General features: G+C 64.7%; 13 protein-coding genes. 10 read left to right on the forward strand and 3 right to left on the reverse strand.

Annotated features, from left to right (window positions below; all coding sequences use genetic code 11):
* Positions 1-201 precede the first annotated feature (201 nt).
* Positions 202-1,299: a tyrosine-type recombinase/integrase gene (locus tag GU927_RS13315; protein ID WP_232489216.1), complete on the reverse strand. Its 1,098-nt coding sequence runs from the start codon at positions 1,297-1,299 to the stop codon at positions 202-204.
* A 126-nt stretch (positions 1,300-1,425) separates the two neighbouring features.
* Between GU927_RS13315 and GU927_RS13320 the strand changes: the two genes are divergently transcribed.
* Both GU927_RS13320 and scpB read left to right on the forward strand, forming a co-directional pair.
* Positions 1,426-2,313 carry a DUF1403 family protein gene (locus tag GU927_RS13320; protein ID WP_161762943.1) on the forward strand — a complete coding sequence of 296 codons (888 nt, stop codon included), beginning with the start codon at positions 1,426-1,428 and terminating at the stop codon, positions 2,311-2,313.
* Positions 2,314-2,315: 2 nt separating this feature from the next.
* Complete coding sequence (gene scpB / locus GU927_RS13325; protein WP_161762944.1) at positions 2,316-2,945, forward strand: SMC-Scp complex subunit ScpB; 630 nt, start codon at positions 2,316-2,318, stop codon at positions 2,943-2,945.
* Positions 2,946-3,221: 276 nt separating this feature from the next.
* On the opposite strand, the gene GU927_RS13330 is transcribed toward scpB, so the two are convergent.
* A complete protein-coding gene (locus GU927_RS13330) occupies positions 3,222-4,034 on the reverse strand; it encodes a class I SAM-dependent methyltransferase (RefSeq protein WP_161762945.1) in 813 nt (270 codons plus the stop codon).
* A 31-nt stretch (positions 4,035-4,065) separates the two neighbouring features.
* Positions 4,066-5,676 carry a pyridoxal phosphate-dependent decarboxylase family protein gene (locus GU927_RS13335; protein WP_161762946.1) on the reverse strand — a complete coding sequence of 537 codons (1,611 nt, stop codon included), beginning with the start codon at positions 5,674-5,676 and terminating at the stop codon, positions 4,066-4,068.
* A gap of 215 nt (positions 5,677-5,891) precedes the next feature.
* Between GU927_RS13335 and GU927_RS13340 the strand changes: the two genes are divergently transcribed.
* The 8 genes from GU927_RS13340 (at position 5,892) to GU927_RS13375 (ending at position 12,990) form a co-directional block, all read left to right on the forward strand.
* On the forward strand, positions 5,892-6,566 hold the full coding sequence (locus tag GU927_RS13340; protein WP_232489217.1) for a winged helix-turn-helix transcriptional regulator: 675 nt from the start codon (positions 5,892-5,894) through the stop codon (positions 6,564-6,566).
* 417 nt (positions 6,567-6,983) lie between these two features.
* A complete protein-coding gene (gene thiC, locus GU927_RS13345; protein ID WP_161762948.1) occupies positions 6,984-8,819 on the forward strand; it encodes a phosphomethylpyrimidine synthase ThiC in 1,836 nt (611 codons plus the stop codon).
* The gene (locus GU927_RS13350) at positions 8,816-9,778 is read left to right on the forward strand and encodes an FAD-dependent oxidoreductase (RefSeq protein WP_161762949.1); all 963 of its coding nucleotides are present in this window, start codon (positions 8,816-8,818) and stop codon (positions 9,776-9,778) included. Before thiC ends, GU927_RS13350 begins: the two co-directional genes overlap by 4 nt.
* Positions 9,768-9,965: a sulfur carrier protein ThiS gene (gene thiS, locus GU927_RS13355; RefSeq protein ID WP_161762950.1), complete on the forward strand. Its 198-nt coding sequence runs from the start codon at positions 9,768-9,770 to the stop codon at positions 9,963-9,965. Before GU927_RS13350 ends, thiS begins: the two co-directional genes overlap by 11 nt.
* A gap of 1 nt (position 9,966) precedes the next feature.
* Positions 9,967-10,749 carry a thiazole synthase gene (locus GU927_RS13360; protein ID WP_161762951.1) on the forward strand — a complete coding sequence of 261 codons (783 nt, stop codon included), beginning with the start codon at positions 9,967-9,969 and terminating at the stop codon, positions 10,747-10,749.
* Positions 10,746-11,348, forward strand: a complete 603-nt coding sequence (locus tag GU927_RS13365) for a thiamine phosphate synthase (RefSeq protein ID WP_161762952.1) — start codon at positions 10,746-10,748, stop codon at positions 11,346-11,348. Before GU927_RS13360 ends, GU927_RS13365 begins: the two co-directional genes overlap by 4 nt.
* The gene (locus GU927_RS13370; RefSeq protein ID WP_161762953.1) at positions 11,345-12,295 is read left to right on the forward strand and encodes a HesA/MoeB/ThiF family protein; all 951 of its coding nucleotides are present in this window, start codon (positions 11,345-11,347) and stop codon (positions 12,293-12,295) included. Before GU927_RS13365 ends, GU927_RS13370 begins: the two co-directional genes overlap by 4 nt.
* Positions 12,292-12,990: a hydroxymethylpyrimidine/phosphomethylpyrimidine kinase gene (locus tag GU927_RS13375; RefSeq protein ID WP_161762954.1), complete on the forward strand. Its 699-nt coding sequence runs from the start codon at positions 12,292-12,294 to the stop codon at positions 12,988-12,990. The genes GU927_RS13370 and GU927_RS13375 overlap by 4 nt, the downstream gene beginning before the upstream one ends.
* Positions 12,991-13,075: the final 85 nt, after the last annotated feature.

Here is a 13,075-nt window from a genome sequence, read left to right on the forward strand (position 1 = left end):
TGAAGATTGACCGCCCCACACGTTGTCCTGCCCAACCAGGATCAACGGCAAAGTAACCTGCGTGTACCAATCCAGTAACGGCGTCGTCACTGCACGGCCGTCGCATTTTGTCCCGGATTTCAATTGGAGCGCTTAGCTGAAATCTAGACGGTCAGTTTGGAGCTTGGGATTTCAGCAAAGGCGCGTCAGAAGGGCAGGGGGCTACAGTCCTGCGGCCTTGGTCAGGTTAACGCGGAACCTGTCGCGGCGACGCTGGTAGCGGCGGGTCATCTCTGCCGAGGCGTGGCCGAGCTGTTTCTGGACATAGCGTTCATCGATCTCGGCGCTGCTGGCCAACCCTGCGCGCAAGGAATGGCCGGAGAAGAGCCGGATTCCCTCGGCCTCTGGCAGGTCTGGCCGCAGGCCCGCCTCGCGGGCGCACATTTTGATCAGCCGGGCGACGTGCTTGTCCGAAAGCCGCTCTCCGGTGGCCTTCAGCCCCGTTCGGGAGACCGCCACGAAGAGCGGGCCGAAGTCGATCTGGGCGTAGTGCAGCCATTGCGTCAGGGCATGGACGGGGCAGGTCTGGTTCGAGGAGCCGCGCGCGATTTCCACCTCGCGCCACCCGGTCTTGCCGCGCAGGGTGATTAGGACCCCGTCCTCCAGCTCCTCTACCCAGCCACCAGAATCGGGCGTGTCGTCGCGGCCGTGGTCGAGGCTGACGATTTCGGAGCGCCGCAGGCCGCCGGCAAAGCCGATGAGCAGGATGGCCCGATCGCGCAGGCCGCGCAGATCGTGGCGCAGGGTGGCCAGCATGTCGCGCAGATCTTCGGGCAGGATCGCCTCTTTCTGCACAGGCGGACGCGCATGTTTGCGCCGGATGCCGGCCAGGACGCTTGCGATGTGGCGATCCTTGCGGTCCAGCTTTTCGCCGCGCTGAGCATAGCCCCAGGCGAGGCCGGAAAGCCGTCGCTCGATCGAGGAAACGGAAAGGGCAGGCGCCCGCCCGGCAGGGGCGGCGAGATTGGCGATATAAAGACCAATGAGTTGCGGTGAGGGGGGCAGGGGGTCGGCCCCTCGCATTCGGCACCAGCGCGAAAAGTGGGCCCAGTCCTTGGCATAGGCTGTGAGCGTGTTTTCCGACACTGCTTGCCGCGCATAGTCCCGCGCGGTTTCAACAAGACGATCCAGTGCGCCGGAGCCTGCGACGTGGGAGGGCAGGGCAGGGTCGCCGCTATCCGGTCCAAGGCTATCGTCCTCTTCACGGACATTGGACCGTTCAGGGGGCTCTGAGGGCAATTTCTCGGGCGTTTGGTCCATGCCGTGGACCATACTCTCGCTGTGTCCGATAATGCAATCTTATTGGACACAATTGCGCTGATAAGGCTGCGGCGCTATTGAAGCATTTCTCTGGCAGAAAGCGCCGTCCCAAATTAGGCTGTAGGCATGGAAAAACCGCGCGCCGAGCCTTTGGAAACCTTGCCGATGCTGCCTCCGCTGCCGGGCTGGATCGTCGATGCGCCGTCCGAGGCGCCGGAGGCTGCGGCTTTCCGGTCCGGGGCCGCGCTGGCGCATCTGGGTCAGGCAATGACGTCGGGGGATGTGCCTCTGGCGCTGTGGCGCGACCGTCTGGCCCTGGCGGCAGCCGAGAACTGCGCTGCGATGGCGGGGCGAAGGGAAGGGCAGGGCGCCCTGCGCGATGCGCTGCACCTGACGGGACCGGGCGACGACCCCGGCCCGGCGGGGCGGATCGCACGGCAGTGGTCACGCGCGGCGGCGCGGCCGGTTTCGGTGGCGCATCTGTTCAATGCGTTGGAAGGGATAGCGGCAGAGCGGATCGCACTTTGCCTTGATGCCACCGGACCGACACCGGTGGACCGCGCGGCGAGAGGGATCGAGGCGGTTTTGACCGATCATCCGCGGATGGAGGTCGCCGCTCTGATCCTGGCCGATGCGGCTTTGGCAAGGGCGTTGGGGGCAACGCATGTGCTGCCGCTTCTGGCGCTGACGCTCAAGCCCCGCGATCTGCGCCTGCGGGGCGATGATCTGCGGTTGGCCTGTCACCGCGCCGTGGTCTTGGCCGTCGGGCAGGCGCTGCCGCTGGCCGGCGATCTGGTCCGGGCGGCGGCCCGCCTTCGGGCAGTGGCCCCGAAGCTGCGAGCCAAGGCGGCGGGCCGGGCGGTCGATCTGTTCCTGTCGTGCGATGTGCTGGCGCCGGGGGCATTGGCCTTCATGTCGGATCGGGCAGCGCGACGGCTCTGCGACCGACTGGTTGCGCTTGGCGTTGTGCGCGAACTGACAGGGCGGGACACGTTCCGCCTGTACGGGGTCTGAGCATGGGGCGGCGCGAGGACACAGAACTTGACCGCGAACTGGCCGCTCTTCCCCCTGAGCTGCGCTGGCGGGAATGGATGCGCCGGATCGAGGCGGTGCTGTTTGCGAGCGCGGCACCAGTCGAGCGGGATGATCTGGCGCGCGTGGTGGGGCAGGGGGCATCGGTCGATCTGTTGATCGAGGATCTGGCAATGGATCTGGAAGGCCGACCCTATGAGGTGGCGCAGGTCGGCGCGGGATGGATACTGCGAACCAAGCCCGCCTATGCCCCAGCGATCCGCACCGCGGCGGATGTGGGCAGCCAGGCGCTGAACCTGTCGGAATACGATCTGGCCGTGCTGGCGGCCATTGCGTTTCATCAGCCAATCAGCCGCGACGGGTTGAAGGACATCTTCGGGAAGGAGGTCAGCCGCGATCTGATCGGCCGGTTGGCCGAGCGCGACCTGATCGGCACTGGTCCCCGCGAACCCCGCCGTGGTGCGCCTTATACCTTCGTCACGACGGAAACCTTCCTTGCCGCCTTCGGGATGCAATCGCTGCGCGATCTGCCCGATCTCGAACAACTCGCAGATGCCGGCCTTTCAGGTTTCTCAGATGCCCAAGATATCAAAAAGCAGGGAGGGCATCGATGAGTGTGACCACCGGTCTACATGAAGATGGAAAGCTGCCCGCTTTAGAGCTATTAAATCGGGCTGCGTCGGGAGGAGACCCGCGCAGCCCGGCAGTTTCAGGTGGTCCGCGTTCTTTGGGGGCTGTCGCCCCGATTTAGACGCTGAAAATTCTCGGCACCGGCGCAGATGATTTACAATCGTCCCTCGACAGACGCGCGCCGGGCTGCACTTCGGACTGCACTGTCTGGCCACAACCCGCCCGGTCGACTGTGGAAGTTTGCGAAAGGACCGATGCGACTATGGTTTCGAAACCGTTACCTTGAGGAAGGTCGCCGGAATTTCGGTCCTCCCTGCTCCGCCTTGGTTATATTGCTCGAACAGCTGGCTCAACTCAGCGTCCAGCTGATCCGCTCGTCCGTCCTTAGTGGCCGCCTCGAACGCGTTCATGGTCGGGCCATAATATTTCTTGAAGGTCCCGAACAGTTCGCTCGGCGGGCCGGGATGCCGGAACACATAGGTTTCGCGCGCGCAGGAAATGTTCTCGGTCGGCACCCCGGCCGCGCCAAAGCGCTCGCGCACGTTATCCTCGACCCCCCAGCTCACCGGGCTGACAAACCCCTCGGGCGGAGGCGGCGTGTAAGCCGCGCTGGTCTTGAGGACCTGCGCGATGAGTGTCGGGTCGCCCGGAATCCAGTTTCCCATGACGATGTGGCCCCCCGGCCGGGTCACACGCACCATTTCGCGTGCCACATCGAAAGGACGCGGCGCGAACATCGCGCCGAACATGCTGATTACCAGATCGAAGCCGGCGTCCGTCAGATCCCTGAGGTCAGACGCGTCGCCCTCCTGAAAGCGCAGGTTCTCGAGGCGTGCCTCGGCCGCGCGCGCGTTGCCGGCGGCGACCAGATTCGCGGCAATGTCCACGCCAAGGACGTTCGCACCCCTCCGCGCGGCCGGAAGGGCGGTCGTGCCGTCGCCGCAGCCAAGGTCGAGCACGTCCATGCCCGGCCGCAGGCGCAGGCCCTCGACCAGCGCATCGCCGCTATCGCGCATTGCCGCTGCAATTTTGGTGAAGTCGCCCTTCTCCCAGAGTGCCTTGTTCGGGTTCATCGCTTCTCTCCTTCCTTGAATGAGTCAGTATTCAGCAGCTCGACGTTCGTTCTTTCCCTGACGTTCTACTCCTCGGCTTAATCTGAATCGTCGGCGATGGCTGGAGGGCCTGCCCGCCGACCGCACGTCGGGTGTACAGGGGCATTTCGATCAAGCTGCCTATCATCAGGCTCTCGCCCAGCCGCACAACCTCCCGAACCAGCACGTCCAGGTCCTCGCGTCGCGTACGGTGGTTGCAGATTGCGACGCGCAGGCAATGCCGACCATGGACCGTGGTGTCCGACAGGGCAGCCGTGCCGTCCTCTTGTAACTGCAGCATGATCTCGTTGTTGATTTCGCGCAGTTGCGCTTCGTCTAAACCGCCGGGGTTGAAGCGGAAACAGAGGATGTTGATCAATGTGGGCGCGACGAGTTCCAGGCGCTCGTCGCTGCGGACCAGGTCAGAAAGGTATTGGGCTTGATCGATGTTCTGGTCAATCAGCCGCCCTAACCTATTCAGTCCATGCTCTTTCAGCGTCATCCAGACCTTCAGCGCGCGGAACCCCCGTGAGGTCTGCAAACCATAGTCGAAAAGGTATTCTGCTGCGGCGATGCCTCGCGGCTTTTCCTCCAGATACTCCGGATGAAGGGCAAAGGTTGCCCGGTGGACCGAGGCCTCCCGGACGATGGCGCATCCTGCCTCGAACGGCACGTGCAGCCACTTGTGAAGATCGAGAGCCAGGCTGTCGGCCTCGCTGATGCCGGCAACCAGATGCCGGTGGCGCGGTGCAATGGCCAAGAGTGCCCCGATGCAGCCGTCGATGTGGAACCACAGGCCCTCGTCGCGGCATAGCGCTTTGATGGCCGGAAGGTCGTCGATGGCGCCGGTGTTGGTGGTGCCGGCCGTGGCGATCACGCAGGCCGGCCGGAAGCCCGCCGCGCGATCGACTGCGATCGCCGAACGGAGCGCTCCCAGATCCATGCGGCATTCGGAGTCTGTCGGCACTCGCACCAGCGCCCTGTTGCCGACACCAAGGAGTTCCACGGCCTTCTGATGGCAGCTGTGAACCTGATCGGAGGCGTAGAACCGAAGCTGTTGTGAGAGGCCCGCAATCCCTTCCTCACGCACATCCCCCCCGGCCATGGCGTTCCTTGCGACGGTGAGGCCGATGATGTTGGCCTTGGATCCGCCATCCACCAGCGTTCCGCTCGCCGTCTCAGGGAACTCCATCATAGACCGGATCCATCCGATCACCTGGCCGTCGAGCAAGGCCGCGGCGTGGTTTCCGCCGCCAAGGTTGGACCCTTCGATGGCCGCTAGGAAATCTCCCACGGCCCCTGTAAAGGTGCCCGCGCCCATGTACCACATCCAGAAGCGCGGATGGATGTTGCCCATGGAATAGGGCAGGACCTGGTCCCTGAATGTCCCATAGACGTCCCCGAGCGGTTCCGGGCTGACGGGGGGCGGCGCACTAAACGCCTCGCGCACTTGCGGCGGCATCTCGCGCCATACGGACCGCTCGCGAACTTCACGCAGATGCTCGATCGCGTCGTCGACCATGCGGTGGGCGATGGTCCGAGCCTGTTCCCAGTCCGCCGGATCAAGGCTGACCTCGAACATCGGGGTATCGCACCCGCTGTCAGAGCAATCGGTGTCGGCCATTCGCATGAAAGCCCTCCGCTCCGCTGAACGTTGCAGGCAGGATAGCGCGGGGTCGCGACGTGCATCCACTACACAGATTGAAGAAGATGCACTACACTTTCAGAAGTAGCTGGACCCGCCGCGATGGCGCATCATCGAGTTCAGCACCGCTTCGGAGAAATGCAATGGCACCCCAAGGTTACCAGCAGTTTTGCCCTGTTGCGATGGCGTGCGAGATGCTGGAGCCCCGCTGGACCATGCTCATCCTGTGCGAGATGTGGTCGGGCTCGACCCGCTTTTCCGAAATCCAGCGCGGCGTTCCGGGCATGTCGCCCAGCTTGCTCTCGCGGCGCCTGAAGGAAATGGAAGTGAAAGGTCTCGTGACCCGGACCACGGATTCCGACGGGCATATCGACTATCGTACGACGCCGACGGCAGACGAGCTTGAGCCTCTTGTGCACGCTCTTGGAGCCTGGGCGCATCGGCACATCGATCCGGATCTTCAACTTGAGTGTCTCGACGATCACCTCCTCATGTGGAACATCCGGCGCAAGATTGTGGTCAGCGAGCTGCCTCGTCGCAAGGTTGTGGTCCAGTTCATCCTGAAGATCGACGGGAAACCGGACTGCAACTACTGGCTGATCGTCCGAACGGATGGCGCAACCGACCTGTGCATGGTTAATCCGAAATTCGATGTTGATCTTTATGTCTCGGCTGATCTGCGCGCAATCACTTCGGTCTGGATGGGGCACAGCAGCTTTGCACAGGAGTTCGCGCGGGAGCAGATCGTCCTGATCGGCGACAAGGCACTCGCGCGATCGTTGCCCCGCTGGCTGCAACGGAGCAGCTTTGCCGCGTCCCGGCCAGGGGCCACAGCATCGCCCCCGTCTGTCCGGCTTGCCGGGGAATGACACGATGTGGACAGACGGACACCTTGCGCGAACCTCCGGGGGCGGCGGATTGGCTGCCATGCCCGACGCACGGTCCACGGTTCATGCGTGGATGGAAAAGACGCCCGCACTTATGGTCGGGACAGCGCGGGATGCACTGGGGTCGGCGCTGCTGTTTAGAAACTGACCGGACAGCGGCTATTGACGGGACGTTTGTGCCTGCTTACAAAACCGGCACTGTCAGGGGAGTCCCGCCGAAGGGACTGAGAGGCTGATGGGGGGCAACCCCGGTGAAGCGACCCTTTGAACCTGACCCAGTTGATACTGGCGTAGGAAGCACAAGCGGTCGCCTATTCCGTAGTTTTGCGGTCAGGTGCCATGGGGGAAACCCCCGCTTCTCTCCCTTTAGCACGGGTCATCAACGCGAAAGAGGCTTTGATGAACCAAATTGACCAGACCAACGCGCTCGCAACTGCACCTGCGTTGCCCGCCGTCACCACCGGGCCGCTGCCCGCCTCTTCCAAACGCTATGTGGCGGGGGTGATCCATCCCGAAATTCGCGTGCCGATGCGCGAAATCGCCGTACATCCCTCGGCTGGCGAGCCTCCGGTAACCATTTATGACGCCTCCGGCCCCTATACCGACCCGGCGGTACAAACCGATATTGCCAGGGGTCTGGCCCCCGTCCGCAGCGCGTGGATGGCGGCGCGAGGAGATTGCGAGGCCTATACGGCGCGCAGCGTCCAGCCCGCCGACAACGGCTTTGCAACCGGCACGCGGCTGGTGCCTGACTTTCCGGTGCAGACCAACCCGCTGCGCGCCATGGGCGGCAAGGCGGTCACGCAACTGGCCTATGCCCGCGCGGGCATCATCACTGCCGAGATGGAATATGTGGCGATCCGCGAGAATTTGGGCCGCGCCGCCGCCCTGCCCACCCCGCGCGACGGCGAGGATTTCGGGGCGTCGATCCCGGACTATGTGACACCCGAATTCGTGCGTCAGGAAATCGCCGCCGGGCGCGCAATCATCCCGGCCAACATCAACCATCCCGAACTGGAACCGATGATCATCGGGCGCAACTTCGCGGTCAAGATCAACGCCAACATGGGCACCAGCGCTGTCACCTCGTCGATGGCTGAAGAGGTGGACAAGATGGTCTGGTCGATCCGCTGGGGGGCCGACACGGTGATGGACCTGTCGACCGGGCGCAACATTCACAACACCCGCGAATGGATCCTGCGCAACGCTCCGGTGCCGATCGGCACCGTGCCCTTGTACCAGGCGCTGGAAAAGGTTGATGGCGTTGCCGAAAACCTGACATGGGAAATCTACCGCGACACGCTAATAGAACAAGCCGAACAGGGAGTAGATTATTTTACCATCCATGCGGGCGTGCAGCTGCACCATATCCCACTGACGGTGAACCGGGTGACGGGCATCGTGTCGCGCGGCGGGTCGATCATGGCGAAATGGTGCCTGCATCACCACCGCGAAAGCTTCCTTTACGAGCATTTCGACGAAATCTGCGACATCATGCGCGCCTATGATGTCAGCTTTAGTCTGGGCGACGGGTTGCGCCCAGGCTCCATCGCCGATGCAAATGATGCGGCGCAGTTTGCAGAGTTAGAGACTTTGGGCGAGCTGACGCAGATCGCCTGGGCCAAGGATTGTCAGGTGATGATCGAAGGGCCGGGTCATGTGGCGATGCACAAGATCAAGGCAAACATGGACAAGCAGCTGGCCACCTGTGGCGAAGCGCCGTTCTATACGCTGGGGCCGCTGACCACCGATATCGCCCCCGGCTATGACCATATCACCAGCGCCATTGGCGCGGCGATGATCGGTTGGTTCGGCACCGCGATGCTGTGCTATGTGACACCGAAGGAACATCTGGGCCTGCCCGATCGCGCCGATGTAAAAACCGGGGTGATCACTTACAAAATTGCCGCGCATGCTGCTGATCTGGCCAAGGGGCTGCCGGGGGCGCAGGCGCGCGATGATGCGTTAAGCAGCGCGCGGTTCGAATTCCGCTGGGAAGATCAGTTCAACTTGTCGCTCGACCCCGAAACCGCGCGCAGCATGCACGACGAAACCTTGCCGAAAGAGGCGCATAAAACCGCGCATTTCTGTTCGATGTGCGGGCCGAAGTTCTGCTCGATGCGGATCAGCCATGACATAAGGGCCGAGGCGCAGAAGGACGGCATGGCGGCGATGGCGGCGAAGTTCCGCGAGAAGGGCGAGGTTTATCTGCCTGCCGCAGAGGTTGCGGAATGATCACCATTCTGGGGGCCGGGGTCGCGGGGCTGTGCGCCGCGACCGTGCTGGCCGAACGCGGTCTGTCCGTGGAGGTGGTGGACAGCGGCCCCGAGGGTGCGGGTGCAAGCTGGCTGGCGGGGGGGATGCTGGCCCCATTCGTTGAGGCGGAAAGTGCCCCGCCGGAGGTGGCGCGACTGGGCGCCACTGCCGCCGAATGGTGGGCAGCGCGGGTGCCCGGCGTGGTGCGGCACGGCACGCTGGTGGTCGCCCCAGCCCGCGACCGGGCGGAACTTGATCGGTTCGCTACTCGCACAACGGGCTACGCGCGGATCGGTGCGGACCGCATCGCGGAGCTTGAACCCGCTCTTGCGGGCCGATTTGCCAATGCGCTTCTTTATGAGGCCGAGGCGCATCTGGACCCGCGCGTGGCCCTGCAGGCGCTGGCGGATGGGTTGCGCCAACGCAGGGTGGCCATCCGCTATGATACGCATCTTGCGCCCGATCAGGCCAATATCGACTGCCGTGGCATCGCGGCGCGTGATACCTTGCTGGGCCTGCGCGCCGTGCGGGGCGAAATGCTGCTGCTGCATTGCCCCAATGTCACCCTGACTCGACCCATCCGCCTGCTGCATCCGCGCTTTCCGGTCTATGTCGTGCCGCGCGAAGGCGGGCGGTTCATGGTCGGTGCGACGATGGTGGAAAGCGACGCCGTCGGACCGGTCACGCTGCGCAGCGCCAGTGAGTTGATGTCGGCGGCCTTCGCGCTGCATCCCGGCTTTGCCGAGGCGGCGATTGTCGAGATGGGCAGCGGCCTGCGCCCCGCCTTTGCCGATAATGTGCCGCGCCTGACACAGGCGGCAGGGCGTTGGCATCTGAACGGGCTCTATCGCCACGGCTTTTTGACCGCCCCAGCACTGGCCAAACAACTGGCTGACGAAATCGACCTTGCACCACAGGAGGCCGCCTTTGCGCATTGAACTGAACGGCCTCCCGACCGAGGTTGCCGCCGCAAATCTGGCCGATGCGCTGACGGCCCTTGGCTACGGCAGCTCCACCCTTGCCACCGCGTTGAACGGCGGTTTCATCCCCGTCGCCGCCCGCGCTACAACCCCGCTCCACGACGGCGACCGGGTCGAGGTTCTGGCCCCGATGCAGGGGGGCTGAGATGCGGCTTTATGATGTGGACTTGTCGTCACGCCTGCTGTTGGGAACAGCGCAATACCCCTCACCTCTGGTGCTGACCGATGCCATCGCTGCCGCCGGCTGTGGGGTAATCACGGTATCCCTGCGCCGGGAAACCGCAAATGGCGGCGCAAACGGCTTTTGGCCGCTCTTGCAGGCCACCGGCGCGCGCATCCTGCCCAACACCGCCGGTTGCCATTCGGCGCAAGAGGCGATCACCACGGCGCAGATGGCGCGCGAGGTGTTCGGTACCAACTGGATCAAGCTGGAGGTGATTGGCAATGCCGACACGCTGCAACCTGACCCCTTTGCGTTGGTCGAGGCGGCGCGGGTACTTTGCGCCGATGGATTTGCGGTGTTTCCCTACACTACTGAAGACTTGATCGTGGCCGAACGCCTACTCGATGCGGGCTGCCGGGTGCTGATGCCATGGGGCGCGCCCATCGGGTCAGGCCGGGGGCTGCGCCATGTGGATGCGTTGAACGCGATGCGGGCGCATTTCCCCAGCGTGCCGTTGATCATTGATGCCGGGATCGGCGCGCCCAGTCAGGCAGCGCAGGCGATGGAAATGGGGTTTGACGCGGTGCTGCTGAACACCGCCGTCGCCAAGGCTGGTGACCCGGTGGCCATGGGACGGGCCTTCGGTCAGGCGATTGCGGCGGGGCGGGCGGCGTTTGAGGCGGGGCTGATGCCGCCGCGGGACATGGCGGTGCCGTCGACCCCGGTTCTGGGCATGGCCGATCTGGGGCTTGGGGGGCTGCGATGATCCTGCCCCGCTTTTACCCGGTGCTGCCAGATGCAGCGATGATTGCGCGGCTGGTGCCTTTGGGCGTGCGGCTGGTGCAATTGCGGTTCAAGGGCGATGTGGCCGAGGTTCCGGCGCAGATTACGACGGCGCTGGCCATCTGTGCCCGCCACGGCGCGCAACTGGTCGTTAATGATCACTGGCAGGCGGCGCTGGATCACGGGGCGGATTTCATCCACCTGGGGCAAGAGGATTTGGACAGCGCCGACACAAACGCCATCGCCCGCGCCGGGGTGCGGCTGGGGGTGTCGACCCATGACCGGGCGGAACTGGACCGGGCCCTTGACTTGAACCCCGCCTATATCGCGTTGGGTCCGATCTGGCCGACGCTTTTGAAGCAGATGCCGTGGCATCCGCAGGGGCTGGCCAAACTGACGCGCTGGAAATCGCGGATCGGGGCGGTACCTTTGGTGGCCATCGGCGGGCTGACACCAGCGCGGCTGCCCGAGGTGTTCGCGGCGGGAGCGGATGTGGCGGCTGTCGTTACTGATCTGGTGACCGCCCACGACCCCGAGGCGCAGACGCGCCTCTGGGTGCAAGCGACCGGAGCCATCGCATGAGCCGATACGCGCGCCAGATGCAGGTGCCGGGTGTCGGGGCCATTGGGCAGGCGCGGCTGACGGCGGCGCATGTGCTCATCATCGGCGCGGGTGGCCTTGGCTGCACGGTGATCCCGGCGCTGGCGGCGGCGGGTGTGGGGCACCTGACGATCATGGACCCGGATCAGGTGGAGATGTCCAACCTGCACCGCCAGACGCTTTACCGCGCCGCCGACGTTGGCGAGCCAAAGGCCGTGGCTGCGGCGGCCCGTGCCACAGCGCTGAACCCAGATGGTCAAGCCACGGCGATTGTTGACCGGCTCGATCCGGCCAATGCCCCCGGTCTGATTGCTAACGCCGATCTGGTTGTGGACGCCGCCGACAACTTTGCCGTGACCTACACCCTGTCCGACCTGTGCCTTGCGGCGGGCAAGCCACTGATCTCTGCCTCGATCATCGGGCGGGCGGGCTATGCAGGCGGCTTTTGCGGGGCGGCGCCCAGTTATCGCGCGGTGTTTCCCGACTTGCCCGCGCACGTCGACAGTTGTGCCGGTGCCGGGGTGCTGGGGCCAGCGGTGGCGGCGCTTGGCGCAGTCCAAGCACAGATGACGCTGTCAGTGCTGATCGGGCTGGAGCCATCGCCTCTGGGCCGGATTGTAACGCTTGATATGGCAAACTGGCGGTTTGGCGGTTTCGGCTTTGACGATGCCACTGAGGCACCGGGCTTTGGCTTTGTCGCCGCCGCGCAGATTGTCGCCAACGATACGGTGATTGATTTGCGCCCCGGGGGCACCGTGCATCGCATTCAGGGGGCGCAGATGGTGGCGCCCGGCGATCTGGCCGATTGGCCGATCCCGGCGGGACGGGTGGTCCTGTGCTGTTCGACCGGCCTGCGCGCGTGGCGCGGCGCGCAGGTGCTGGCGGCGCGCGGGGCCAAGGTGCTGGCCCTGCTGGCGGACGGGCAATGAGCGTACTGATCATCGCCGGGCTAGACAGTTCCACAGGGGCCGGGCTGGCGCGTGATCTAGCGGTTATGGCCGATCACGCGATCGCGGCAAGGGTGGCGGCGACGGCAGTGACGGCGCAAGATGCAGCGGGGGGTTGCGCGGTGCTTCCGGTACCGCCTGCCATGGTCGCAGCACAGATCCGCGCCGCCGGTCCACTGCTTGCGGCCAAGCTTGGGATGCTGGCCAATGCAGGGATCGTCGTGGCGGTAGCCGAAGCGTTGCCCGATGTGCCCTTTGTGCTTGATCCGGTTCTGGCCACCAGCGCCGGGGTTTCGCTGCTGGACCCCGCCGGGCGGGCCGCGATGATCGCCCGACTGCTCCCGCGCGCCGCCGTGGTCACTCCGAATCTGCCCGAGGCCGCCATACTGACCGGCCTCGCCCCTGGTGCCGAACTGGACCATACGGCAAGTGTCCTTTTCGCCATGGGTGCGCGGGCGGTGTTGCTCAAAGGAGGTCATGCCGAAGGCCCCGAGGCGATCGACTGGCTGCTGCGCCCTGAGAGGGCCCCGCTTCGATTTGCCAATGTGCGCAAACCCGGCAGCCGCCGCGGCACCGGCTGCACCCTTGCCAGCGCCATCGCCGTCCATCTGGCGCGGGGGCATGATCTGGCTACAGCCTGCGCGCAGGCGAAACGCTATCTTGCGGCGTGGATCTGACCAAGCGCGCATCGGGCCACAGCTTTCGTATTCCCTTGCCACGATCGTCGCAGTATAGCCACTGCACTCAGAATACCGGTCGCAG

The organism is Paragemmobacter amnigenus (assembly GCF_009908265.2).
GTDB lineage: Bacteria > Pseudomonadota > Alphaproteobacteria > Rhodobacterales > Rhodobacteraceae > Paragemmobacter > Paragemmobacter amnigenus.

Bases quoted from the DNA above. Each gene is read 5' to 3' on its own strand.
- GU927_RS13315 (WP_232489216.1), bottom strand. From the start codon at position 1,299: ATGGACCAAACGCCCGAGAAATTGCCCTCAGAGCCCCCTGAACGGTCC.
- GU927_RS13320 (WP_161762943.1), top strand. From the start codon at position 1,426: ATGGAAAAACCGCGCGCCGAGCCTTTGGAAACCTTGCCGATGCTGCCT.
- scpB (WP_161762944.1), top strand. From the start codon at position 2,316: ATGGGGCGGCGCGAGGACACAGAACTTGACCGCGAACTGGCCGCTCTT.
- GU927_RS13330 (WP_161762945.1), bottom strand. From the start codon at position 4,034: ATGAACCCGAACAAGGCACTCTGGGAGAAGGGCGACTTCACCAAAATT.
- GU927_RS13335 (WP_161762946.1), bottom strand. From the start codon at position 5,676: ATGGCCGACACCGATTGCTCTGACAGCGGGTGCGATACCCCGATGTTC.
- GU927_RS13340 (WP_232489217.1), top strand. From the start codon at position 5,892: ATGCTGGAGCCCCGCTGGACCATGCTCATCCTGTGCGAGATGTGGTCG.
- thiC (WP_161762948.1), top strand. From the start codon at position 6,984: ATGAACCAAATTGACCAGACCAACGCGCTCGCAACTGCACCTGCGTTG.
- GU927_RS13350 (WP_161762949.1), top strand. From the start codon at position 8,816: ATGATCACCATTCTGGGGGCCGGGGTCGCGGGGCTGTGCGCCGCGACC.
- GU927_RS13360 (WP_161762951.1), top strand. From the start codon at position 9,967: ATGCGGCTTTATGATGTGGACTTGTCGTCACGCCTGCTGTTGGGAACA.
- GU927_RS13365 (WP_161762952.1), top strand. From the start codon at position 10,746: ATGATCCTGCCCCGCTTTTACCCGGTGCTGCCAGATGCAGCGATGATT.
- GU927_RS13370 (WP_161762953.1), top strand. From the start codon at position 11,345: ATGAGCCGATACGCGCGCCAGATGCAGGTGCCGGGTGTCGGGGCCATT.
- GU927_RS13375 (WP_161762954.1), top strand. From the start codon at position 12,292: ATGAGCGTACTGATCATCGCCGGGCTAGACAGTTCCACAGGGGCCGGG.